The organism is Enterobacter sp. MGH 24 (assembly GCF_000493015.1).
Taxonomy (GTDB): Bacteria; Pseudomonadota; Gammaproteobacteria; order Enterobacterales; family Enterobacteriaceae; genus Enterobacter.
The window spans coordinates 196,004-218,519 of the sequence record NZ_KI535657.1 but is presented as its reverse complement, the minus strand read 5'-3'; the positions used below and the strand labels follow the sequence as shown (position 1 = coordinate 218,519).

Annotated in this window: 24 protein-coding genes; 16 read left to right on the top strand and 8 right to left on the bottom strand. The window is 55.6% G+C overall.

Annotation, left to right across the window (positions count from 1 at the left end; genetic code table 11):
- Positions 1-84: 84 nt before the first annotated feature.
- The 3 genes from pat to trxC form a co-directional block, all read right to left on the bottom strand.
- Positions 85-2,748: a bifunctional acetate--CoA ligase family protein/GNAT family N-acetyltransferase gene (gene pat, locus L370_RS20730; RefSeq protein WP_023333067.1), complete on the bottom strand. Its 2,664-nt coding sequence runs from the start codon at positions 2,746-2,748 to the stop codon at positions 85-87.
- Between the two features lie 35 nt (positions 2,749-2,783).
- Positions 2,784-3,482 (bottom strand): tRNA-uridine aminocarboxypropyltransferase, encoded by a 699-nt coding sequence (locus L370_RS20735; RefSeq protein ID WP_023333066.1) that lies wholly within the window; start codon positions 3,480-3,482, stop codon positions 2,784-2,786.
- A gap of 69 nt (positions 3,483-3,551) precedes the next feature.
- Positions 3,552-3,971 carry a thioredoxin TrxC gene (trxC, locus tag L370_RS20740; protein ID WP_023308858.1) on the bottom strand — a complete coding sequence of 140 codons (420 nt, stop codon included), beginning with the start codon at positions 3,969-3,971 and terminating at the stop codon, positions 3,552-3,554.
- A 204-nt stretch (positions 3,972-4,175) separates the two neighbouring features.
- On the opposite strand from trxC, the gene L370_RS20745 reads away from it, so the two are divergent.
- Positions 4,176-5,306 carry a tRNA/rRNA methyltransferase gene (locus L370_RS20745; protein ID WP_023333065.1) on the top strand — a complete coding sequence of 377 codons (1,131 nt, stop codon included), beginning with the start codon at positions 4,176-4,178 and terminating at the stop codon, positions 5,304-5,306.
- Positions 5,307-5,350: 44 nt separating this feature from the next.
- Here the strand turns inward: L370_RS20745 and ung are convergent, their stop codons facing one another.
- Entirely contained in the window at positions 5,351-6,040 is a 690-nt protein-coding gene (gene ung, locus L370_RS20750) for a uracil-DNA glycosylase (RefSeq protein WP_023333064.1), read from the bottom strand.
- Positions 6,041-6,353: 313 nt separating this feature from the next.
- Between ung and grcA the strand changes: the two genes are divergently transcribed.
- The gene (grcA, locus tag L370_RS20755) at positions 6,354-6,737 is read left to right on the top strand and encodes an autonomous glycyl radical cofactor GrcA (RefSeq protein WP_008502190.1); all 384 of its coding nucleotides are present in this window, start codon (positions 6,354-6,356) and stop codon (positions 6,735-6,737) included.
- A gap of 49 nt (positions 6,738-6,786) precedes the next feature.
- Here the strand turns inward: grcA and srmB are convergent, their stop codons facing one another.
- Positions 6,787-8,115, bottom strand: a complete 1,329-nt coding sequence (gene srmB / locus L370_RS20760; RefSeq protein ID WP_023308854.1) for an ATP-dependent RNA helicase SrmB — start codon at positions 8,113-8,115, stop codon at positions 6,787-6,789.
- 132 nt (positions 8,116-8,247) lie between these two features.
- Between srmB and L370_RS20765 the strand changes: the two genes are divergently transcribed.
- Positions 8,248-8,985: a tRNA(1)(Val) (adenine(37)-N(6))-methyltransferase TrmN gene (locus tag L370_RS20765; RefSeq protein ID WP_023333063.1), complete on the top strand. Its 738-nt coding sequence runs from the start codon at positions 8,248-8,250 to the stop codon at positions 8,983-8,985.
- Here the strand turns inward: L370_RS20765 and nadB are convergent.
- Entirely contained in the window at positions 8,970-10,589 is a 1,620-nt protein-coding gene (nadB, locus tag L370_RS20770; protein ID WP_023333062.1) for an L-aspartate oxidase, read from the bottom strand. The genes L370_RS20765 and nadB overlap by 16 nt on opposite strands.
- 343 nt (positions 10,590-10,932) lie before the next feature.
- Here nadB and rseD point away from each other — a divergent pair, with 343 nt between their 5' ends.
- The 12 genes from rseD to acpS all read left to right on the top strand — a co-directional run bounded on the left by rseD (position 10,933) and on the right by acpS (position 20,346).
- A complete protein-coding gene (gene rseD, locus L370_RS23770; protein ID WP_223605340.1) occupies positions 10,933-11,016 on the top strand; it encodes a rpoE leader peptide RseD in 84 nt (27 codons plus the stop codon).
- Positions 11,013-11,588, top strand: a complete 576-nt coding sequence (gene rpoE, locus L370_RS20775; RefSeq protein ID WP_006176728.1) for an RNA polymerase sigma factor RpoE — start codon at positions 11,013-11,015, stop codon at positions 11,586-11,588. The genes rseD and rpoE overlap by 4 nt, the downstream gene beginning before the upstream one ends.
- 31 nt (positions 11,589-11,619) lie before the next feature.
- Positions 11,620-12,270, top strand: a complete 651-nt coding sequence (rseA, locus tag L370_RS20780; protein ID WP_008502186.1) for an anti-sigma-E factor RseA — start codon at positions 11,620-11,622, stop codon at positions 12,268-12,270.
- Entirely contained in the window at positions 12,270-13,223 is a 954-nt protein-coding gene (gene rseB / locus L370_RS20785) for a sigma-E factor regulatory protein RseB (protein ID WP_023333061.1), read from the top strand. The genes rseA and rseB overlap by 1 nt, the downstream gene beginning before the upstream one ends.
- Entirely contained in the window at positions 13,220-13,696 is a 477-nt protein-coding gene (gene rseC / locus L370_RS20790; RefSeq protein WP_023333060.1) for a SoxR-reducing system protein RseC, read from the top strand. Before rseB ends, rseC begins: the two co-directional genes overlap by 4 nt.
- A 185-nt stretch (positions 13,697-13,881) precedes the next feature.
- The gene (gene lepA / locus L370_RS20795; RefSeq protein WP_023333059.1) at positions 13,882-15,681 is read left to right on the top strand and encodes a translation elongation factor 4; all 1,800 of its coding nucleotides are present in this window, start codon (positions 13,882-13,884) and stop codon (positions 15,679-15,681) included.
- Between the two features lie 15 nt (positions 15,682-15,696).
- Entirely contained in the window at positions 15,697-16,671 is a 975-nt protein-coding gene (gene lepB / locus L370_RS20800; RefSeq protein ID WP_023308848.1) for a signal peptidase I, read from the top strand.
- Positions 16,672-16,893: 222 nt separating this feature from the next.
- Positions 16,894-17,574 (top strand): ribonuclease III, encoded by a 681-nt coding sequence (gene rnc / locus L370_RS20805; RefSeq protein WP_003860711.1) that lies wholly within the window; start codon positions 16,894-16,896, stop codon positions 17,572-17,574.
- Positions 17,571-18,476, top strand: coding sequence for a GTPase Era (era, locus tag L370_RS20810; protein ID WP_023308847.1), 906 nt, complete (start codon positions 17,571-17,573; stop codon positions 18,474-18,476). Before rnc ends, era begins: the two co-directional genes overlap by 4 nt.
- A 17-nt stretch (positions 18,477-18,493) precedes the next feature.
- Entirely contained in the window at positions 18,494-19,201 is a 708-nt protein-coding gene (gene recO, locus L370_RS20815; protein ID WP_023333058.1) for a DNA repair protein RecO, read from the top strand.
- A gap of 33 nt (positions 19,202-19,234) precedes the next feature.
- A complete protein-coding gene (gene pdxJ, locus L370_RS20820; protein ID WP_023333057.1) occupies positions 19,235-19,966 on the top strand; it encodes a pyridoxine 5'-phosphate synthase in 732 nt (243 codons plus the stop codon).
- The gene (gene acpS / locus L370_RS20825; protein ID WP_023294331.1) at positions 19,966-20,346 is read left to right on the top strand and encodes a holo-ACP synthase; all 381 of its coding nucleotides are present in this window, start codon (positions 19,966-19,968) and stop codon (positions 20,344-20,346) included. The genes pdxJ and acpS overlap by 1 nt, the downstream gene beginning before the upstream one ends.
- On the opposite strand, the gene L370_RS20830 is transcribed toward acpS, so the two are convergent.
- Positions 20,343-20,603 (bottom strand): YfhL family 4Fe-4S dicluster ferredoxin, encoded by a 261-nt coding sequence (locus L370_RS20830; RefSeq protein ID WP_008502177.1) that lies wholly within the window; start codon positions 20,601-20,603, stop codon positions 20,343-20,345. The two genes, acpS and L370_RS20830, sit on opposite strands and share 4 nt — an antisense overlap.
- Before the next feature lie 46 nt (positions 20,604-20,649).
- Positions 20,650-21,498, bottom strand: a complete 849-nt coding sequence (locus L370_RS20835; RefSeq protein WP_023333056.1) for a MurR/RpiR family transcriptional regulator — start codon at positions 21,496-21,498, stop codon at positions 20,650-20,652.
- Between the two features lie 117 nt (positions 21,499-21,615).
- Between L370_RS20835 and murQ the strand changes: the two genes are divergently transcribed.
- Positions 21,616-22,509: an N-acetylmuramic acid 6-phosphate etherase gene (gene murQ / locus L370_RS20840; protein WP_023333055.1), complete on the top strand. Its 894-nt coding sequence runs from the start codon at positions 21,616-21,618 to the stop codon at positions 22,507-22,509.
- Positions 22,510-22,516: the final 7 nt, after the last annotated feature.

Below are 22,516 nucleotides of genomic sequence, written 5' to 3'. Positions count from 1 at the left end.
GAAGGGTTGTCTGTACCATGCAAACAACATAAGCGGACAATGATACCACCAGTCCCGTCCAAAGTGGGTAACATTTCCAGTAGCTTACTCGCGTTTGTCTGCTGATGTCAGACTGAGGGACAAGGCCACAATACCTTCGTCCAGCTGAATATCAACGTCAAACCCAAGTTTTCGCGCCAGGGTCACCATACCGCGATTGTTAGGCATAGTAATGCCATTGAGGCGTAACAATCCGTGATCTCGCGTATAACTGATGAGTTTTTCCAGCAGCCGTCTTCCCAGACCCAGGCCTTTAAGATCGGAGCGCACCAGTACCGCAAACTCCGCATCGACGTTATCCGGGTCAGAAATAGCTCGCGTGACGCCGAGGATCTCATCCCCCTTATCGGAGCGACGAACGGCAACAAACGCCATTTCTCGATCGTAGTCGATCTGGGTCATATTGGCTAAATCATCGTGGGTAAATTCGTTGATTTCGCTAAAATAGCGATAGTAGAGATCTTCTTTCGTGACCTGAGAGATAAAGGCCCGCAGCTGGGGCTCATCTTCCGGCAGAATAGGGCGGAACAAGGCGCGTTCCCCATTCTTCATCTCAACCCACTCCTCCAGCTGCAGGGGATACGGGCGGATCGCCAGACGGCTCTCTCCGTCACCTTCGAATGGCGCGATATCCAGGGTCACGTCCAGCGCCGTAAACTCATTGCCGGAGGCGAGCAGCGGATGAATGTCCAGCCGCTGGATCTCGGCACAATCCACAATCAGGTTAGAGACCTGCACCAGGAACTGGCTTAATCCTGCAATATCAAGCGGACGCAGCGCGCTCCGGCCACGGATCTTTTTACTTTTAATTGCCTGGATGATCAGATAACGCGCCAGGTTCATGTTCAGCGGCGGTAAAGCGACCACCGCCTGCTCTTCCGGACGCCACTCAACGCCACCTTCCCCTAGCATGATGAGCGGGCCGAAGACGGGATCGTGTTCGACCACCACCCGTAATTCCTGCGCCCCGGCGCGGTTGGCCATGCTTTGCACCAGCAATCCATGGATCCTTGCCTGCGGCCAGGCCATTTTGACCCGGTCGAAAATGGCATCAGCAGCCTGCTGCACCTCAGCCGCCGTGCGCAGGTATAACATAACCCCCTGAACATCAGACTTATGCGGGATGTCCGGGGAGCGCAGCTTCAGGGCCACCGGATAGCCAATTTGCTCGGCAATATGCACGGCCTCAGCGCTGTCGCTGGCGATCCAGGTCGGCAGGGTTTGCATGCCGTAGCTGCCCAGAATGGGCTGGACCTCATGGGTATCAAGCGACGTCGCGCCTTCTTCGATGGCCTGCTGCAACAGCCGGTGAACGTCGACGGTGTTCGCCGTCAGATTCCCCGGCAAAGCCGGCGTCTCACGCAGCTGTTTCTGGTTGCGGCGATATTCCACCATATGCATGAACGCGGTAATGGTGCCTTCCGGCGTGCGGTAGGTTGGTAGCCCGGCCTCGCTGAACAAGCGCCGTGCCTCCTGAGAAGAAAACTCACCGCACCAGTTGGTGAGCAGGGTGACATATTTTCCTCGCGGATGGTTGTGCACGGCGTCAATGAGCGCGCGCGCGCTTTCGCTGCCCGGTGCGACCGCGCTGGGGGAGTGGATAATCATCAGCGCATCGAAATCCTGGCTATCCAGCAAAATGGAGATCGCTTTGATATAGCGGTCGCTGCTGGCGTCATCGCGCAAATCAAGCGGATTGCCGGGCGTCACGCTGGTCGGAAGCGCGTCTTTCAGGCGCTGCAGCGTCTCTTCACTCAGGGTTGCCAGCTTGCCGAAGCGTCGCCACAGCTCGTCCAGCGCGAGCGCGGCAGGGGCTGCACCGTTGCTGACAATCATCAACTTCTCACCGCGCAGCGGGCGCATGTGGCTTAACGTCTCAACGGCGGAAAAAAGCTCGTGCGTATCCTGTACCCGCAGCAACCCCGCGCGCTGGATGGCGGCGTCCCAGGCGGGATCCATACCGGAATGCGAATGCAGAAGACGCTGTGCCGCAGGGCTTCGTCCGCTTTTGATCACCAGGATCGGCTTATTGCGCGAAGCGCTTCGTGAAGCCGAGACAAAACGACGCGCGTCGCTGAGGTGCTCAAGATAAAGCAGGATCGCACTGGTTTTACCGTCGCGCGCCAGAAAATCCAGCAGTTCATCAACATCGATATCCAGGCTGTCGCCCAGGGCAATGAAGTAGGAGAATCCCATTTCACGCTGCTGCGCCCAGTCGAGGATGGTGTTCGATACCGCAGCCGACTGCGAGATAAACGCGAGTTTGCCTTTGCGGATTGGAACCGGGGAGAAACTGGCATTCAGCCCCTGCCAGGGGGCGAGCAGGCCCAGACTGTTTGGCCCAAGAATGCGCATTTGATAGCGGCTGGCGCAGGCCAGCAGCTCGGCTTTCTGTTCAGGGGGAGACGAGAGAATAATGCAGGTTTTACACCCCTTCTTGCCGAGTGATTCCAGCAGTTCCGGGTTGCGCTTCGCGTTGGTACAGAGTACGGCAAGATCCGGCACGAAAGGCAGGCTTTGTACATCAGGCCATGCAAGCACTCCCTGAACGGCCTTATAAGCCGGCGTGACGGGCATGACGGGGCCATTAAAACCCCCGGCCAGCAGGTTGCGCATCATCAGATAGCCAGCACGATCCGGTTTTATTGATGCGCCGATGACGGCAATGGATTTAGGACGAAGTAGCGCTTCTAACCCTCGCTGGCTCATGCAGGCCTCCTGTGAATGCAAGCGACCTGATGATTTTAAACGCTTTCTGGCTCAAGTGCTGTGACGCTGCCCTTATGAACGGTTTTTCCCGCCAGATAGCGCTCCCGGAAGCATGAGAAATGGTTGCCCAGGGCGCCAGCCGCAGCGGTGTCTCCCGCTAAATCCAGAAGCGCAATGGCCACTTCGGCGGTGCAATATTGCCCGTCAGCATGCGCTTCACGCAGGCGGTAGGCGGAGACGCGGGAAAGATCGACAGAAATCACCGGCAGCGCGTCGAGATAGGGGCTTTTGCGAAACATTTTTCGCGCTTCGGTCCAGGTACCGTCCAGCATGATAAACAGCGGTGGTTTACCGGATGGCGGCGTTGAAAGCACCTGGCGCTCTGCGCCTGCATAAGACGCGGGGAAAACGACCATCGGCTGATAGTCCTGGCTTGCCACTAAGTCGAGCAGGGCCTGAGGTGGCTCCGTACGGGACCACTGAAACGCGGCCGTATCCGGCAAAATATCGGCGATAAGTCGCCCCGTATTGCTGGGTTTCATCGGCTCGGTATCGAACATGACCAGACAAAAACGGCTCTCCGCCGTACTCGGAGCCAGCGTCTCGCACAGACAAACCTTCAGCGGCAGCAGGCAGCGCTGACAGCGGCGAATACGGTTACCTCGGGCGAGGAACGGTCGGGTGGCGCGCGCGAGGCGTTTGGCGCGTAATTTAAGGACAGCGTTATCAGTCATGAGCGAAATGCAGGAAAAACACTATTTTCGCAGAGGCGGGAGCGGGGCACAAGATGCGCCCCGTGAATGTTACAGCGACTCGTTTAACCAGCTTTCAAAAGGCGCTTTTGGAACCGCACCGTTGAGCATATCGATCACTTCGCCATTTTTGAAAATCATGATGGTCGGGATGCTGCGAATACGAAAACGTGCGCTCAGTTCGGGTTCGGCTTCGGTATTGACCTTAACGAACCGCATTTTTCCGCTGCGCTCTTCGGCCACATCTTCGAAGATCGGCGCGAAGCTACGGCATGGGCCGCACCATGGCGCCCAGAAATCGATCACGACAGGAAGATCGTCCTTGAGGAGTTTGTCCAGCGTAGCACCCGTCGCGTTAATGACATCGCCATCAAATAATTCATGGCCACAACGTCCGCATTTCGCACCATCTTCCATCCGATCGTCCGGAATGCGATTAAGAGCCTGACAGTTGGCACATACGGTATTCATAACTAACCTCTGATAGAGCCGTGGGACAGCGGCGGAACGCCGATAATGTTTCTAATATGTTACATATTATCAATGAGCCTGTTTGAAACAACAATGCGTTTTATTCAATGAGAACAATAGTCACAGGCTTTTGTACGAAATTATGGCTATGCGCTGGCACATCGGGTAATCTGCGCGCTTCGCGCAGCGCTGGTGGAGAAAAGCATGAACGACGAAATGAAAAACAAAAGCGGCAAGGTCAAAGTGATGTATGTCCGCAGTGATGATGACTCTGATAAACGCACCCAAAATCCGCGTACCGGAAAAGGTGGCGGGCGTCCGGCGTCTTCTCGTGCAGACGGTGGCCGTCGCCCCGCCCGCGATGACAAAAATACCCGTGGTGATGACCGCAAACGTGACGATCGCAAACGCGATGACCGTCCGCGTTCCGACCGCCCACGCAGTGACCGTCCACGCGACGATCGTCCGCGTGATGACTTCTCACGCGATAACGCCTCCCCGTGGCGCACCGTTTCTCGCGCCCCTGGCGATGAGACGCCGGAAAAAGCCGATCACGGCGGTATCAGCGGTAAAAGCTTTATCGACCCGGAAGTGCTGCGCCGTCAGCGTGCGGAAGAGACCCGCGTGTATGGCGAGAACGCCTGCCAGGCGCTGTTCCAGAGCCGTCCTGAGTGTATCGTCCGCGCCTGGTTCATCCAGAGCGTGACTCCGCGTTTCAAAGAAGCGCTGCGCTGGATGGCCGCGAACCGCAAAGCCTACCACGTTGTGGATGATGCCGAGCTGACCAAAGCGTCCGGTACCGAACACCACGGCGGCGTTTGCTTCCTGATCAAAAAACGTAACGGCACCACCGTGCAGCAGTGGGTCAGCCAGGCGGATGCCGATGACTGCGTGCTGGCGCTGGAAGATGTGGGTAACCCGCACAACCTGGGCGCAATGATGCGCAGTTGCGCGCACTTTGGCGTGAAAGGTGTGCTGTTGCAGGATGCCGCGCTGCTGGAATCCGGTGCCGCGATCCGTACTGCGGAAGGCGGAGCCGAGCACGTACAGCCGATCACCGGCGACAGCGTTCTGGACGCCCTTGAGCAGTTCCGTAAAGCGGGCTATTCCATCGTGACCACCTCGAGCCATGCCGGTACGCCGCTGTTTAAAGCGACGCTGCCGCGTAAAATGGTTCTGGTGCTGGGTCAGGAACGCGATGGTCTGTCTGACGCGGCGCTCTCCAGTGCGGATCTGAGCGTCTCTATCGACGGAACAGGCAATGTGGAAAGTCTGAACGTATCCGTTGCGACCGGCGTGCTGCTGGCCGAGTGGTGGCGTCAGAATAAGGCATAAGCCTCTTAATGTAATGTGCCGGGTCAGACCCGGCACATTAAATACTACTCGCTCTCTGCCGGTAACACTGGCATCCAGTCAATCGGCGTTTCGCCACGTTTTTCCAGCCATTCATTAGCCAGAACAAAATGATTACTGCCAAAGAAACCGCGATGCGCAGACAGCGGTGACGGGTGCGGTGCTTTCAACACGTGATGACGCTGACGATCGATGATCGCCCCTTTCTTCTGCGCGTGAGAACCCCAGAGTAAAAACACCACCCCTTCACGATGCTCGTTGATAAGGCTGATGACTTTATCGGTAAACGTCTCCCAGCCCAGGCTAGCGTGCGAGTGTGCCTGGCCCGCCCGTACGGTAAGCACCGTATTCAGCAACAGCACGCCCTGGCGCGCCCAGCTTTCCAGATAGCCGTGGTTTGGCCGGGTAAAACCGGGCACGGTTCCCTCAAGCTCTTTATACATGTTGAGCAGAGAAGGGGGGATAGCCACGCCCGGACGAACGGAAAACGCCAGCCCATGCGCCTGCCCAGGGCCGTGATAGGGATCCTGGCCCAGAATGACCACTTTCACATCGCTCAGTTCGGTGTAGCGAAAGGCGTTGAACACATCTTTCTGCGGCGGGTAAATCGTCTGTCCGGACTGACGCTCAGCGGCAACGGTGCTGAGCGTATTGATAAAATAAGGCTGCTGCTTTTCTTCTGCCAGCACGTCATGCCAGGTTAAAGGTGTTGTCATCTCGCTCTCCTGCGAATCTCAATCTGTGACTAGCTTACCTGTTTAACCCCGGTGAGCAAAATTACGCTCTGAAATGTGCGCTAAGTAGCTAAATTTATTTTGAAAAGATGCAGGGCAAGTTGAATTGGTAAGGTTACGAAATTGATTTAAAACAATAAATTCAAACCACACTCTTTATGTGGTTGGTGTTTTTGTTGATTTAAATCAATAAATCGCCGAGGTGTGAATGATATATATACACACAAGAAACAATGGTTTTACCAATTGGCCGCGAGAGGCCGACATCAGTTAATGTAGCCTAGGGAGGCAACACATGATTACAGGTATCCAGATTACTAAAGCTGCAAATGACGATCTGCTCAACTCTTTCTGGCTGCTGGACAGCGAGAAAAACGAAGCGCGCTGTGTCGTTGCGAAAGCGGGTTTTGCTGAAGATGAAATCGTGCCGGTGAGCAAACTGGGCGAAATCGAGTACCGTGAAATTCCAATGGAAGTGAAACCGGAAGTGCGCGTGGAAGGTGGTCAGCACCTGAACGTAAACGTACTGCGCCGCGAAACGCTGATGGACGCGGTTGAGCACCCTGAAAAATACCCGCAGCTGACCATCCGCGTGTCCGGCTATGCGGTTCGCTTTAACTCACTGACTCCAGAACAGCAGCGCGACGTTATCGCCCGTACCTTTACTGAAAGCCTGTAACGGTTTCAGCAGGGGGGAATAAAAAAGCCGGGATTTTCCCGGCTTTTTTTTACTCTTCAGTTTTCGTCTCTGGTGCGGCAGAGCTTGGCTTACGGCGCTTACCAATATTTTTGGTATCGCGGTGGCGCTGCTTCACGCGCGGTTTCTCTTTTTCTTTCTCTTTTCTCTCAGCACGTTTCGCGAGCGCTTTCTTGGACGGTTTACCCGTCATCTTTTCACTCGGCGCGCGCGTGGTCGGGCGGAGTTCGTCAATGACGCGCGCTTTCAGCGGCTCATCAACATAGCGGCCAATCTTCTGCAGCAGCAGGTAGTCATGCGCTTCGACCAGTGAAATCGCAATCCCTTTGCGGCCCGCGCGGCCGGTACGGCCAATACGGTGCAGGTAGGTATCTCCGCTACGCGGCATATCGAAGTTAATGACGTGGCTGACGTCCGGGATGTCGATCCCACGCGCGGCAACGTCAGTCGCAACCAGCACGTTAACGCGGCCGTCGGTCAGGCGCTTGATGCCTTCGGTACGCTTGATCTGCGCCATCTCGCCTTCAAGATAGCAGTTGTTGATCCCGGCGTTACGCAGCATTTCAGCCAGCTCGTGCACGCGCTCGCGCTTACGCACAAACACGATGGTGCGCAGAGCATCTTCCTGCTTCAGCAGGTGTTTCAGCAATTCGACCTTGTGCTCGAGGTTGTCCGCGCGGTAGTACCACTGGTGGATCTTCTTACGCTCACGAGTGGACGGCGTCGCCGAGACTTCCACCGGATCTTCCAGCAGACGCTCTGCGAAGTCTTTGATCGCTTCCCCTTCGAGGGTGGCAGAGAACAGCATCGTCTGGTTACGCCAGCGGGTTTCCCCGGCAATGTGCTCGATATCCTGTGCGAAGCCCATGTCCAGCATGCGGTCGGCTTCGTCGAGGATCAGCGTTTCAACCGCGCGGCAGTCGAAGTTCTCTTCTTTAATGTACTGCAGCAGACGGCCCGTCGTCGCAACGACGATGTCCTGGTTTTCGCTGAACACTTCGGCGTGGTTCATATACGCAACGCCGCCAGTGATGGTGGCGATATCCAGATGAGTATTTGCCGCGAGTTCACGCGCGTGATCGGCAACCTGCATTGCCAGTTCGCGCGTAGGCGTCAGGATTAAAATACGCGGCGGGCCAGATTTTTTGCGTGGGAAGTCGAGCAGATGCTGCAACACAGGCAGCAAATAGGCTGCTGTCTTCCCCGTGCCGGTTGGCGCAGAACCGAGCACATCGCGGCCCTCAAGCGCAGGCGGGATGGCCGCTGCCTGAATGGCGGTCGGGCGTGTAAAGCCTTTGCTCTCAAGTGCATTGAGCAGGCTTTCATCGAGTTCAAGTTCGGAAAAAGTCGTTACAGTCATGTTCTACCTCTGTGTGGGGCGCTGATTATAGACGTTACGGCTGTAATCTTCATCTGTTTGTATGGATATCGCTTTTCGGCCACTTCGCTTTCCCCTATGCTACTCCAGTTTCACTTAGAAGGTTGCCCTGACATGTCCCAACTCAAAGCGCAGCTGCGCCGCGATGGTTTTACGTTCAAACAATTTTTTGTCGCCCACGATCGCTGTGCCATGAAAGTCGGTACAGACGGTATTTTACTGGGAGCGTGGGCGCCTGTCGCAGGCGTTAAGCGTATTCTTGATATCGGTACCGGCAGCGGGCTGGTGGCGTTGATGCTGGCGCAGCGCACGGAAGAACATGTCACCATTGATGCCGTCGAACTGGATGCGCAGGCCGCAGAGCAGGCGAGTGACAATATGGCCGAATCTCCCTGGGCAGCCCGAATGAAGGTGGAATGCGCAGATGTGCTCGCCTGGGCGCCTGAACAAACCGCGCGTTACGATCTGATCGTCAGCAACCCTCCCTACTATGAGCCCGGCGTTGAGTGCGGGACACCCGAGCGCGAACAGGCGCGTTATACCGGCTCCCTCGATCATAAAGCGCTGCTCATCAGTGCGGCGGATCTCATCTCCGAAGAAGGGTTTTTCTGTGTAGTCCTGCCTGAGAGTACCGGCAACACGTTCATCGGTATCGCGCAGGAGATCGGCTGGACGTTACGTCTGCGTACCGACATTTCGGATACGGAAGGACGGCTGCCGCACCGCGTGCTGCTGGCGCTCTCGCCAAAAGAGGGTGAATGCTTTAATGACCGAATGGTGATCCGTGGGCCAGACCAGCGTTATTCCGAAGATTACACTGCTCTGACCCAGGCATTTTATCTGTTTATGTAAACCTGCGGGGCGAGTATCGACGGGCCGGATTCAGCAAGCTGATCCGGATAGTCCAGGGTATAGTGCAGGCCGCGGCTCTCTTTACGCATCATCGCACAGCGAACAATCAGCTCGGCCACCTGCACCAGATTGCGCAGCTCCAGCAGGTTATTGGATACGCGGAAATTGGCATAGTACTCATCAATTTCCTGCTGCAGCATGGTGATGCGACGCAAGGCGCGTTCCAGACGTTTCGTGGTGCGCACAATCCCCACATAGTCCCACATAAACAGCCGTAGCTCATGCCAGTTGTGCTGGATCACGACCAGCTCGTCCGGGTTATCCACCCGGCTTTCATCCCAGGCAGGCAGGTGCTCTGTCTCGCGGGCGTAAGGCATACGCTTCGTGATGTCTTCCGCTGCTGACCAGCCGTATACCAGACATTCAAGCAGCGAGTTAGAGGCCATACGGTTCGCGCCGTGAAGTCCGGTATAGCTGACCTCACCGATAGCATACAGTCCGTCCACATCGGTACGTCCATGATCGTCAACCATCACGCCACCGCAGGTATAGTGGGCCGCTGGCACAATGGGCACCGGATCGCGCGTTAAATCAATGCCAAGATTGAGCAGCTTTTCGTAGATCATCGGGAAATGCTGGCGAATGAACTCTGCTGGCTTATGGCTGATATCAAGATACATGCAGTCCACGCCAAGGCGTTTCATTTCATGATCGATGGCGCGGGCAACGATATCGCGCGGGGCCAGCTCGCCACGGGCGTCAAAGTCCGGCATAAAGCGGGAACCGTCAGGGCGTTTCAGATATGCGCCTTCACCGCGCAGGGCTTCCGTCAGCAGGAAGTTGCGCGCCTGAGGATGGAACAGGGCGGTTGGGTGAAACTGATTAAACTCGAGGTTCGCCACCCGGCAGCCTGCGCGCCAGGCCATCGCGATACCGTCTCCGGAGGCAATGTCCGGGTTGGTAGTGTACTGATACACCTTGGAGGCGCCGCCCGTCGCCAGCACCACAGCCTTCGCCTGGCAAGTTTCCACCTTCTCTTTATTACGGTTCCAGACCCAGGCGCCCACCACGCGACGCGTGCCGGGCAGGCCAATCTTGTCGGAAATGATCAGGTCAACGGCATTACTTCGCTCGAGAACCCGAATATTAGGATGGCTCAGCGCTTTACTGACCAGCGTGGTTTCTACTTCTTTGCCGGTGGCATCCGCTGCGTGCAGGATGCGGCGGTGACTATGGCCGCCTTCGCGAGTCAGGTGGTAGCTCTCTTCCCCGTTAGGTTGAATCTGAGTGTCGAATAAGACGCCCTGGTCGATGAGCCACTGAACGCAATGGCGGGCATTGCTGGCGACAAACTCCGCGGCGTGTGCATCCACGATCCCGGCCCCGGCAATCAGCGTATCGTCGACGTGGGATGCAATGCTGTCTGTCTCATCAAACACGGCGGCAATGCCGCCCTGGGCATAAAACGTGGAACCTTCACTTATCGGTCCTTTACTCAGAACGATTACGTTTTGATGCTCGGCCAGGCGCAGCGCCAGAGAGAGACCGGCAGCGCCGCTGCCGATGATCAGTACATCACAATGAAGTTCAGGTGTTGTGTTCATGATTGTTGTTTAATTTACTAAACAGTGTTGGGTCAGAATAGCACCTGAGTGCGATATATCGCACGTTTTTTTTAGAGTCTGTTGCAATGGCTAAACGCGTAAGCGGAGGTAAACGGAGGGTAAATGAGTGAAATTATTTTGCGAAGCAGATCGTTAGCGTCAGATTTTGTGGTGAAATAAAGCCTGTGTTGCGTTACTCTTCTGGCGGGAAAAAGATGTTTCTTGTCATAAAGTGGTGCGTATCGTGAACAGACTTATAATGAGAGAAAATGAACGGTCTGCGGCGCGATGAACAAAAACAAAGGCGTTACGGAACTTATTGAAGATCAGACACTCTAAATCGGTGCTTGCTCAAAGTGCGGTATTTTTAGAGTGGCGTTTCGATAACGCGTGGAATTTAGGTTTGGGGAGACATTACCTCGGATGAGCGAGCAGTTAACGGACCAGGTCCTGGTTGAACGGGTCCAGAAGGGAGATCAGAAAGCCTTTAACCTACTGGTGGTGCGCTACCAGCATAAGGTGGCGAGCCTGGTTTCCCGCTATGTACCGTCAGGCGATGTGCCTGATGTGGTGCAAGAGTCTTTTATTAAGGCCTATCGCGCGCTGGATTCTTTCCGGGGAGATAGTGCTTTTTATACCTGGCTGTACCGTATTGCGGTCAATACGGCAAAGAATTATCTGGTCGCTCAGGGTCGTCGTCCGCCTTCAAGTGATGTGGACGCAATCGACGCCGAAAACTTCGAAAGTGGCGGCGCATTGAAAGAAATTTCGAACCCTGAGAACTTAATGTTGTCAGAAGAACTGAGACAAATCGTTTTTCGCACGATCGAGTCGCTCCCGGAAGATTTACGCATGGCAATTACGTTACGGGAGTTGGATGGTCTGAGCTATGAAGAGATAGCCGCTATCATGGATTGTCCGGTCGGCACGGTACGTTCACGAATTTTCCGTGCGCGAGAAGCTATTGATAATAAAGTTCAACCGCTTATCAGGCGTTGACGATAGCGGGATACTGGAAAAGGTATTAGGCATGCAGAAAGAAAAACTTTCCGCTTTAATGGATGGTGAAACGGTGGATAGTGAGCTGCTCAACGAGCTGTCTCATTCACCCGAAATGCAAGAGACCTGGGAGAGTTACCATCTCATCCGTGACACCCTTCGCGGTGACACCGGCGAGGTTCTCCATTTCGATATCTCAGCCCGCGTCATGGCGGCGATTGAGAATGAGCCTGTTCATCAGACCACTCCGCTGATTCCTGAAGCTCAACCCGCGCCCCACCAGTGGCAGAAAATGCCGTTCTGGCAAAAGGTGCGTCCGTGGGCCAGCCAGCTTACCCAAATGGGTGTGGCTGCATGCGTATCGCTTGCAGTTATTGTTGGCGTCCAGCACTATAATACTCAGTCTGAAACTAATCAGCAGCCAGAAGCGCCAGTGTTTAACACACTGCCGATGATGGGCAAAGCTAGCCCGGTAAGCCTGGGCGTACCGGCTGATGCTTCCGCCAGTGGCGGTCAGCAACAGCAGGTTCAGGAGCAGCGCCGTCGCATTAATGCGATGTTGCAGGATTACGAGTTGCAGCGTCGCCTGCACTCTGAACAGCTTCAGTTTGAGCAGGCCCAGACACAGCAAGCTGCTGTGCAGGTGCCCGGAAACCAAACTTTAGGAACGCAATCGCAGTAATGAAGCAACTTTGGTTCGCCATGTCTCTGATGGCGGGTAGCCTGTTCTTCTCTGCCAACGCCTCGGCTGATGTTTCATCCGGGGCGTTGTTGCAGCAAATGAATCTGGCCAGCCAGTCACTCAATTACGAGTTGGCATTTATCAGTATTAATAAGCAGGGCGTCGAGTCGTTACGCTATCGTCATGCCCGTCTTGATAATCAGCCGCTCTCCCAGCTCTTACAGATGGATGGTCCGCGTCGGGAAGTTGTCCAGCGTGGTAACGAAATCAGCTATTTCGAACCAGGCCTGGAGCCTTTCACGCTGAATGGCGACTATATCGTTGATTCTCTGCCGTCACTCATTTACACCGACTTCAAACGGCTTGCCCCTTACTACGATTTTATTTCGGTAGGGCGCACCCGTATCGCGGACAGACTGTGCGAGGTGATTCGCGTTGTTGCCCGGGACGGAACGCGCTACAGCTATATCGTCTGGATTGACGCCGAAACCAAACTCCCCATGCGTGTTGACCTCCTCGACCGTGACGGTGAAACGCTGGAACAGTTCCGGGTTATCTCCTTCAGCGTGAACAATCAGGTTGGCAACAGCATGCAGAACCTGGCTAAGGCCAGCCTGCCGCCGCTGCTTTCTGTTCCTGCCGGGGATTCCGTTAATTTCAACTGGGTACCTGCCTGGATCCCGCAAGGGTTTAGCGAGGTGTCTAGCAGCCGTCGCCAGTTGCCAACGATTGACACGCCGGTGGAATCGCGCCTCTATTCCGACGGTTTGTTCAGCTTCTCGGTGAATATCAATCGCGCAACGGCAAACAGCGCTGAACAAATGCTGCGTACCGGGCGCCGTACTGTGAGTACAACGGTACGCGATAACGCAGAGATCACCATTGTGGGTGAACTTCCTCCGCAAACGGCGAAGCGCATCTCCGACAGCATTAAATTCAGGGCAGCACAATGATCAAAGAGTGGGCGACGGTTGTCTCGTGGCAGAACGGCATTGCTCTGGTGAGCTGCGATGTAAAAGCTTCATGTAATAGCTGTGCATCCCGCGCCGGCTGCGGCAGCCGCGTGCTGAATAAGCTCGGGCCGCAGACATCGCACACGATTTCTGTGCCCAGCGAACAGCAGTTGATGGCGGGGCAAAAGGTAGAGCTTGGCATCGCGGAAGGCAGCCTGCTCAGTTCCGCCATGCTGGTGTATCTCTCTCCGCTGGTTGGGCTGTTTATCATGGGCGGTCTGTTTCAGATGCTTTTTGGTACCGATGTGGCCGCCATGTGCGGTGCCGCATTGGGTGGCGTAGGGGGATTCTGGCTTGCCAAAGGTCTCTCTCCGACGCTCGCCGCGCGCGAGGAGTGGCAGCCTGTTATTCTCAGCGTTGGGCTGGCGCCAGACCAGCTTCGTGTAGAAACGCTCTCTTCTGAGGCCCGGTGATCCATCGGGCTTTATCATTTTTTACACCCTAAAACAGAAAACGGCCTTTCTTCACGCTATACCTGTCTCTAAGTGCATTTCCAGGTAGCGAGGATGTAGTGTAGAATGCTGCGTTTTCGCACTGAAAAACGTCAGGCTAAGAACAGCGGCCTCCAGGAATTCGTAAGGCATAATTATTTAACTATATGAAGAACATACGTAACTTTTCGATCATTGCTCACATTGACCACGGTAAGTCGACGCTGTCTGACCGTATTATCCAGATTTGCGGTGGCCTGTCTGATCGTGAAATGGAAGCCCAGGTTCTGGACTCCATGGACCTGGAACGCGAACGCGGTATCACCATTAAAGCGCAGAGCGTTACGCTGGATTACAAAGCGGCTGATGGTGAAACCTATCAGCTGAACTTTATCGACACCCCAGGCCACGTTGACTTCTCCTATGAGGTTTCACGCTCGCTCGCGGCCTGTGAAGGCGCGCTGCTGGTGGTGGATGCCGGGCAGGGCGTAGAAGCCCAGACCCTGGCAAACTGCTACACCGCGATGGAAATGGATCTCGAAGTTGTGCCGGTTCTGAACAAGATTGACCTGCCAGCTGCCGATCCTGAGCGCGTAGCGGAAGAGATTGAAGATATTGTCGGCATTGACGCGACCGACGCCGTGCGCTGCTCCGCGAAAACCGGTGTGGGCGTGACCGACGTGCTGGAACGTCTGGTACGTGACATTCCGGCCCCGGAAGGCGATCCGGATGCGCCACTGCAGGCGCTGATTATCGACTCCTGGTTCGATAACTATCTGGGCGTTGTCTCACTGGTGCGTATTAAAAACGGCACCATGCGTAAAGGCGACAAAATCAAGGTAATGAGTACCGGACAGGTCTACAACGCCGACCGTCTGGGCATCTTCACGCCAAAACAGGTTGACCGTACCGAGCTGAGATGCGGCGAGGTAGGCTGGCTGGTCTGCGCCATTAAAGACATCCTCGGCGCGCCGGTGGGCGATACCCTGACCGGTGCACGTAACCCGGCAGATAAAGCGCTGCCAGGCTTTAAAAAGGTGAAGCCGCAGGTGTATGCGGGCCTGTTCCCGGTCAGCTCTGACGACTACGAAAACTTCCGTGACGCGCTCGGTAAACTGAGCCTGAACGATGCTTCCCTGTTCTACGAGCCAGAAAGCTCAACGGCGCTGGGCTTCGGCTTCCGCTGTGGCTTCCTCGGTCTGCTGCATATGGAGATCATTCAGGAGCGTCTGGAGCGTGAATACGATCTGGATCTGATCACCACGGCACCGACCGTAGTCTATGAAGTTGAAACCACCTCGAAAGAAGTGATCTACGTCGATAGCCCGTCCAAGCTGCCGCCGCTGAACAACATTCATGAACTGCGCGAGCCTATTGCAGAGTGTCACATGCTGCTGCCGCAGGAGTTCCTGGGTAACGTCATTACGCTGTGTATTGAGAAGCGTGGCGTGCAGACCAACATGGTCTACCACGGTAACCAGGTTGCCCTGACCTATGAAATCCCGATGGCGGAAGTGGTTCTCGACTTCTTCGACCGTCTGAAGTCGACCTCCCGTGGCTATGCGTCGCTGGATTACAACTTCAAACGCTTCCAGGCCTCCAACATGGTGCGTGTGGATGTGCTGATCAACGGCGAGCGTGTAGATGCGCTGGCGCTGATCACCCACAACGACAATGCGCCGTACCGCGGCCGCGAGCTGGTTGAGAAAATGAAAGATCTGATCCCGCGTCAGCAGTTCGATATCGCGATTCAGGCGGCCATTGGCAACCACATTATCGCGCGTTCAACCGTGAAACAGCTGCGTAAAAACGTTCTGGCCAAGTGCTATGGCGGTGACGTCAGCCGTAAGAAAAAGCTGCTGCAGAAGCAGAAAGAAGGTAAGAAGCGTATGAAGCAGGTCGGTAACGTCGAGCTGCCGCAGGAAGCATTCCTTGCCATTCTGCACGTTGGTAAAGACGGCAAATAACCCTAAGGAGTTGGCATGGCGAACATGTTTGCCCTGATCCTGGTCATTGCTACCCTGGTGACAGGTCTGCTGTGGTGTCTGGATAAGTTTATCTTCGCCCCAAAACGTCGTGAACGTCAGGCTGCCGCACAGGCAGCCACTGGCGATGGAATTGACGCTAAAACCCTGAAAAAAGTCGGCCCGAAACCGGGCTGGCTGGAAACGGGCGCCTCGGTATTTCCGGTGCTGGCGATTGTGCTGGTGGTACGTTCGTTTATTTACGAGCCGTTCCAAATCCCATCAGGTTCAATGATGCCAACGCTGCTGATTGGTGATTTTATTCTGGTAGAGAAGTTTGCCTACGGCATTAAAGATCCTATCTACCAGAAAACGCTGATCGAAACCGGTCATCCGAAACGTGGCGACATCGTGGTGTTCAAATATCCGGAAGATCCGCGCCTGGACTACATCAAGCGCGCGGTAGGTCTGCCGGGTGATAAAGTGACTTACGATCCGGTTGCGAAAGAAGTCACCGTTCAGCCGGGATGCAGCTCCGGTACCGCATGTGAAAACGCGCTGCCAATCACCTACTCAAACGTTGAGCCAAGTGATTTTGTGCAGACCTTTGCCCGTCGTAATGGCGGTGAAGCGACCAGCGGATTCTTCCAGGTACCGAAAGGTGAAACTAAAGAGGACGGCATCCGTCTGGTTGAGCGCAAAGAGACGCTGGGCGATGTGACGCACCGTATCCTCACCGTGCCAATCGCGCAGGATCAGCTGGGTATGTACTATCGCCAGCCGGGCCAGCAGCTGGCGAGCTGGATTGTACCGCCAGGACATTACTTCATGATGGGTGATAACCGCGATAACTCTGCGGACAGCCGTTACTGGGGCTTTGTGCCGGAAGCGAATCTGGTCGGTAAAGCCACCGCCATCTGGATGAGTTTTGAGAAGCAGGAAGGCGAATGGCCGACCGGTGTACGCCTGAACCGTATCGGTGGAATCCATTAATTCTCAATAAATGAACGCGTAGCCGCTTTAATTAGCGGCTACGTGAATTATTTCCACGATAAATCTCTTCGAACTAACGACATCCCCTGTCGTTGTGTATAGAATATTCCCCCGAAGTTTAAGGTTGGCCCTGCAAGGGTGCCACGGCACACGAAACCGCGTTGGTTTTCTCAGGTCGGTTTCGTGTGCTGCATTTTTGACGCATTCATTTATTGGTATCGCATGAACCCCATCGTAATTAATCGGCTTCAACGGAAGCTGGGCTACACTTTTCATCATCAGGAGCTGTTGCAACAGGCATTAACCCACCGCAGTGCCAGCAGCAAACATAATGAGCGTCTCGAGTTTTTAGGCGACTCTATTTTAAGTTTCGTGATTGCGAATGCGCTTTATCACCGTTTCCCGCGCGTGGATGAAGGTGATATGAGCCGCATGCGCGCCACGCTGGTTCGGGGTAATACCCTTGCGGAAATCGCGCGCGAATTTGAGCTGGGCGAATGTCTGCGTCTTGGACCGGGTGAACTGAAAAGCGGCGGCTTCCGTCGTGAATCTATTCTTGCCGATACGGTCGAAGCATTAATTGGTGGTGTGTTCCTGGACAGCGATATCCAGACCGTAGAAAAGCTGATCCTGAACTGGTATCAGACCCGTCTGGACGAAATCAGCCCGGGCGATAAACAAAAAGATCCGAAAACGCGTCTGCAGGAATATTTGCAGGGTCGTCATCTGCCGCTGCCGTCTTATCTGGTGGTGCAGGTACGTGGCGAAGCGCACGATCAGGAATTTACCATCCATTGCCAGGTCAGTGGCCTGAGTGAACCGGTGGTGGGCACAGGTTCAAGCCGTCGTAAGGCTGAACAGGCTGCCGCCGAACAGGCGTTAAAAATGCTGGAGCTGGAATGAGCGAAGATAAAACCTATTGCGGATTTATTGCCATCGTCGGACGTCCGAACGTTGGCAAATCCACCCTGTTGAATAATCTGCTTGGGCAGAAGATTTCTATCACCTCGCGTAAGGCTCAGACCACGCGTCACCGCATCGTCGGCATCCATACTGAAGGCGCGTATCAGGCGATCTACGTCGATACCCCAGGCCTGCACATGGAAGAGAAGCGCGCCATCAACCGTCTGATGAACAAGGCGGCGAGCAGCTCGATTGGCGACGTAGAGCTGGTGATTTTCGTTGTGGAAGGCACCCGCTGGACGCCGGACGACGAGATGGTGCTGAACAAGCTGCGTGACGGCAAAACGCCGGTCATCCTCGCGGTCAACAAAGTTGATAACGTGCAGGAAAAGGCCGACCTGCTGCCACATCTGCAGTGGCTCGGTAGCCAGATGAACTTCCTCGATATCGTTCCGCTGTCTGCTGAGACCGGTCTGAACGTGGATACCATCGCGGGCATCGTGCGTAAGCATCTGCCGGAAGCGATTCATCACTTCCCGGAAGACTACATCACCGATCGCTCTCAGCGCTTTATGGCGTCTGAAATCATCCGTGAAAAGCTGATGCGTTTCCTGGGCGCTGAACTGCCGTACTCTGTGACGGTGGAGATCGAGCGTTTCCAGACCAACGAGCGCGGTGGCTACGATATCAACGGCCTGATCCTCGTTGAGCGCGAAGGGCAGAAGAAGATGGTGATCGGCAACAAAGGGGCCAAGATCAAAACCATCGGTATCGAAGCCCGTAAGGACATGATGGAGATGTTCGAAGCGCCGGTTCACCTCGAACTGTGGGTGAAAGTGAAATCTGGCTGGGCCGATGATGAGCGTGCTCTGCGCAGCCTCGGTTACGGCGAAGACCAGTAAACCAAGACGACGCGCATATGGATGGATGGCAGCGTGCCTTTGTCCTGCATAGTCGTCCCTGGAGCGAAACCAGCCTCATGCTGGACGTCTTCACGGAAGAGTCGGGCCGCGTGCGCCTTGTTGCGAAAGGCGCACGTTCCAAACGTTCTAATCTGAAAGGTGCCTTACAGCCTTTTACGCCGTTGCTGGTTCGCTTTGGCGGGCGAGGGGAAGTCAAAACCCTGCGCAGCGCCGAAGCCGTCTCCCTGGCGCTTCCCCTTTCTGGCATCACGCTCTACAGCGGTCTGTATGTCAACGAGCTCATTTCCCGCGTCCTTGAACATGAGACTCGCTTCTCGGAACTTTTCTTCGATTATCTGCACTGTATCCAGGCACTCGCTGGCGCAACCGGCACGCCCGAACCAGCGCTGCGCCGTTTCGAACTGGCGCTGCTGGGCCACCTCGGGTACGGCGTAGATTTTCTGCACTGTGCGGGCAGCGGGGATGAGGTAGAAGACACCATGACTTACCGCTACCGTGAAGAAAAAGGCTTCATTGCCAGTATTGTGATAGACAACAGCACCTTTACCGGTCGCCAGCTCCGGGCGCTGTATGAGCGCGAGTTTCCCGATCAGGATACCCTGCGCGCAGCAAAACGCTTTACCCGGATTGCCCTCAAGCCGTATCTTGGCGGCAAGCCCTTAAAGAGCCGCGAATTATTCAGGCAGTTTGTGCCGAAACGTTAGACCACAGAATCGAAAAGAAAACCGAGGATTGTCATGGCTGAATTACTGTTAGGCGTCAACATCGACCACATCGCCACGCTGCGTAATGCGCGCGGCACGGCGTATCCCGATCCGGTTCAGGCGGCGTTTATCGCTGAACAGGCTGGCGCTGACGGCATTACCGTTCACCTGCGTGAAGACCGTCGCCACATCACCGACCGCGACGTGCGCATTCTGCGTCAGACGCTGGACACCCGTATGAATCTGGAGATGGCGGTCACCGAAGAGATGCTGGCTATTGCCTGCGAGACCCAACCGCATTTCTGCTGCCTGGTGCCGGAAAAACGCCAGGAAGTGACCACCGAAGGCGGTCTGGACGTGGCCGGGCAGCTCGACAAAATGCGCGATGCCTGCAAACGTCTGGCGGATGCGGGTATCCTGGTTTCTCTGTTTATCGACGCCGATTTCGCCCAGATTAAAGCGGCGGCGGACGTGGGCGCACCGTATATCGAAATCCACACCGGCTGCTATGCCGATGCCAAAAATGATGCCGAACAGGCCAAAGAGCTGGAGCGTATCACCAAAGCGGCCACGTATGCCTCAAGCCTGGGACTGAAGGTGAACGCCGGTCACGGCCTGACCTACCACAACGTGAAGGCCATTGCCGCTCTGCCGGAAATGCACGAGCTGAACATCGGCCACGCCATCATTGGTCGTGCGGTGATGAGCGGTCTGAAAGAGGCGGTTTCAGAAATGAAACGCCTGATGCAGGAAGCGCGTCAGTAATGGCCATTCTGGGCTTAGGCACCGATATCGTTGAAATAGCCCGCATTGAAGCGGTGATCGCCCGTAGCGGCGATCGCCTCGCAAGACGCGTGCTGAGCGATAACGAGTGGGCCATCTGGGAAGCGCATCAGCAGCCGGTGCGTTTTCTGGCAAAGCGCTTTGCGGTAAAAGAGGCGGCGGCCAAAGCCTTCGGCACTGGCATTCGTAACGGCCTGGCGTTTAACCAGTTCGAAGTGTTTAACGATGAGCTCGGTAAGCCAAGCCTGCGTTTATGGGGCGAGGCGCAAAAGCTGGCAGAAAAGCTGGGCGTGAACCACATGCACGTGACGATCGCGGATGAGCGCCACTATGCCAGCGCGACGGTGATCATCGAAAGTTAAAGCTTGTCCGCGTGGTGCATCAGGACAAACTTATCCCATAGCTGCTCTTCGCTCTCGACGTGGGCCGGATCCTTCAGGATGGTATTCGGGATCGGGCACACTTTCTGACAGGTCGGCGTTTCATAGTGGCCGATGCATTCCGTGCAGCGGTCGCTGTTAATCTCATAAATGCTGTCGCCCATCGAAATCGCCTGGTTCGGGCATTCGGGCTCGCACATATCGCAATTAATGCATTTTTTGGTAATTAACAGCGCCATCAGGAAATTCTCAGAAACAACACAAACTGGGCGGGCATTATACGCGTCAAACCAGTTTCTTTACCAGTTCTTCGCTGTGACGAATACGTTCGGGCGCGCGCTCCAGATCCTGCTGCACCAGCGCCATAAACAGCAGGTCCGTCAGCATCATTTGCGCGCTGGTGGACGAGATAGCCGCGCTGCGCGTGGCCTGCTCTTCGGCAATGGTATATAAACAGCGCGTGGCCCGCTGCTGCAGGGCATTCGGCGTAAATCCGGTGATCGCCAGAATTTTACCGCCGACGCGCAGCGCTTCATCGGTGGCCATATTGATCTCTCGACGCTCGCCGGAGTAGGAGATCGCCAGCAGCAGATCGTCAGGATCCATCGCCTGTACGGTCGCCAGCAGGGCGTGCATATCCTGCTCGACGATGGCGTTAAGCCCAATTTTTGTCAGCTTCCAGCCAAAGTTACGCGCCACAAGCCCGGACGCGCCGATACCGGTCAGGATGATGCGCCGCGCGCCGCGCAGCATCGCCACGCTCTCCAGCAGCTTCTCTTCCGTATTCACGTCGAGCGTCGCATGCATGGCCGCCACGTTCTCTTTGATCAGCTTTTCGCCGACCAGCCGCATCGGGTCATCGCCGCGGATCTGATTATGCACCGGCATGGACTGCGGGTTGGGGTTGCTCACCAGCGCTTCGCTGATCGCCAGCTTGAGGGCGGGAAACCCCTTAAAGCCAATCTTCTGCGCAAATTTCACCACGCTGGACTGGCTCACGCCAGCTTCACTCGCCAGCTGCTGCGAGCTGAGATGGCGCGCGCGATCGGGTTGAGAAAGCAGAAAATCCGCCAGCTTCTTGTCGCTTTGGGCAAAGCCTGCGTAGCGCTGGCGAATGCGAATTAAACAGTTCATACGGTCTCCTGGCGAAAATGTGATTATCTGCGCAAATACGGATTTTGCTCGCCTGAATGAATTTTATATTCCATTATAGTGTGTTTATTATGAATTAAAAATTCTTGAGGTACAAAAATGAATCTTGGCTCACTTGTTTCTGAAACGCGTAACCCGCAAACCATGGATCTCGATGCGCTCTCCACCCTGGAGCTGGTTAATCGCTTTAATCAACAGGATACGCTGGTCGCGCAGGCAGTGAAAGAGACATTACCCGAGGTGGCGAAAGCGGTCGATGCGGCGGCGGAAGCCCTCAAGGGCGGAGGTCGCATTATCTACATGGGGGCGGGAACCAGCGGGCGTCTTGGGGTTCTGGACGCCTCCGAATGCCCGCCAACCTTTGGTGTTCCGCACGGCCTGGTCGTCGGATTAATTGCCGGTGGACCCGGCGCGCTGCTGAAAGCCGTTGAAGGGGCGGAAGATAACAAACAGCTGGGTGAGGATGATCTGAAGGGGCTGAATCTGACCGCGAAGGATCTGGTAGTCGGGCTGGCGGCATCCGGGCGCACGCCGTACGTCATTGGTGGCCTGGAATACGCCAACCGGACCGGCTGCACGACGGTAGCCATCTCCTGTAATCCGGGCTCGCCGATTGCGCAGGTGGCGGCTATCGCCATCTCTCCGGTTGTTGGGCCGGAAGCGCTCACCGGCTCCACGCGCCTGAAATCCGGGACCGCGCAAAAGCTGGTGCTCAATATGATCTCCACCGGCGCGATGGTGAAGTTTGGCAAGGTGTATCAGAACCTGATGGTGGATATGCAGGCCACTAACGTCAAGCTGGTGGACAGAGCCTGCCGCATGGTGATGGAGGCGACAGGCGCAGGCCGCGAAGAGGCGGAAACCGTACTCAAACAAACCGATCACGATGTTAAACCGGCCATTCTGATGATCCTGAGCGGGCTGGATGCGGCTGCCGCGAGAGCCAAACTCGCCGCGCATAACGGCTTCTTACGGGCGGCATTAGAAAACTAACTGAGGC

What these genes read in the sequence shown, in the direction of transcription:
- pat (WP_023333067.1), bottom strand. Translation starts at nt 2,748, where the DNA reads ATGAGCCAGCGAGGGTTAGAAGCGCTACTTCGTCCTAAATCCATTGCC.
- L370_RS20735 (WP_023333066.1), bottom strand. Translation starts at nt 3,482, where the DNA reads ATGACTGATAACGCTGTCCTTAAATTACGCGCCAAACGCCTCGCGCGC.
- trxC (WP_023308858.1), bottom strand. Translation starts at nt 3,971, where the DNA reads ATGAATACCGTATGTGCCAACTGTCAGGCTCTTAATCGCATTCCGGAC.
- L370_RS20745 (WP_023333065.1), top strand. Translation starts at nt 4,176, where the DNA reads ATGAACGACGAAATGAAAAACAAAAGCGGCAAGGTCAAAGTGATGTAT.
- ung (WP_023333064.1), bottom strand. Translation starts at nt 6,040, where the DNA reads ATGACAACACCTTTAACCTGGCATGACGTGCTGGCAGAAGAAAAGCAG.
- grcA (WP_008502190.1), top strand. Translation starts at nt 6,354, where the DNA reads ATGATTACAGGTATCCAGATTACTAAAGCTGCAAATGACGATCTGCTC.
- srmB (WP_023308854.1), bottom strand. Translation starts at nt 8,115, where the DNA reads ATGACTGTAACGACTTTTTCCGAACTTGAACTCGATGAAAGCCTGCTC.
- L370_RS20765 (WP_023333063.1), top strand. Translation starts at nt 8,248, where the DNA reads ATGTCCCAACTCAAAGCGCAGCTGCGCCGCGATGGTTTTACGTTCAAA.
- nadB (WP_023333062.1), bottom strand. Translation starts at nt 10,589, where the DNA reads ATGAACACAACACCTGAACTTCATTGTGATGTACTGATCATCGGCAGC.
- rpoE (WP_006176728.1), top strand. Translation starts at nt 11,013, where the DNA reads ATGAGCGAGCAGTTAACGGACCAGGTCCTGGTTGAACGGGTCCAGAAG.
- rseA (WP_008502186.1), top strand. Translation starts at nt 11,620, where the DNA reads ATGCAGAAAGAAAAACTTTCCGCTTTAATGGATGGTGAAACGGTGGAT.
- rseB (WP_023333061.1), top strand. Translation starts at nt 12,270, where the DNA reads ATGAAGCAACTTTGGTTCGCCATGTCTCTGATGGCGGGTAGCCTGTTC.
- rseC (WP_023333060.1), top strand. Translation starts at nt 13,220, where the DNA reads ATGATCAAAGAGTGGGCGACGGTTGTCTCGTGGCAGAACGGCATTGCT.
- lepA (WP_023333059.1), top strand. Translation starts at nt 13,882, where the DNA reads ATGAAGAACATACGTAACTTTTCGATCATTGCTCACATTGACCACGGT.
- lepB (WP_023308848.1), top strand. Translation starts at nt 15,697, where the DNA reads ATGGCGAACATGTTTGCCCTGATCCTGGTCATTGCTACCCTGGTGACA.
- rnc (WP_003860711.1), top strand. Translation starts at nt 16,894, where the DNA reads ATGAACCCCATCGTAATTAATCGGCTTCAACGGAAGCTGGGCTACACT.
- era (WP_023308847.1), top strand. Translation starts at nt 17,571, where the DNA reads ATGAGCGAAGATAAAACCTATTGCGGATTTATTGCCATCGTCGGACGT.
- recO (WP_023333058.1), top strand. Translation starts at nt 18,494, where the DNA reads ATGGATGGATGGCAGCGTGCCTTTGTCCTGCATAGTCGTCCCTGGAGC.
- pdxJ (WP_023333057.1), top strand. Translation starts at nt 19,235, where the DNA reads ATGGCTGAATTACTGTTAGGCGTCAACATCGACCACATCGCCACGCTG.
- acpS (WP_023294331.1), top strand. Translation starts at nt 19,966, where the DNA reads ATGGCCATTCTGGGCTTAGGCACCGATATCGTTGAAATAGCCCGCATT.
- L370_RS20830 (WP_008502177.1), bottom strand. Translation starts at nt 20,603, where the DNA reads ATGGCGCTGTTAATTACCAAAAAATGCATTAATTGCGATATGTGCGAG.
- L370_RS20835 (WP_023333056.1), bottom strand. Translation starts at nt 21,498, where the DNA reads ATGAACTGTTTAATTCGCATTCGCCAGCGCTACGCAGGCTTTGCCCAA.
- murQ (WP_023333055.1), top strand. Translation starts at nt 21,616, where the DNA reads ATGAATCTTGGCTCACTTGTTTCTGAAACGCGTAACCCGCAAACCATG.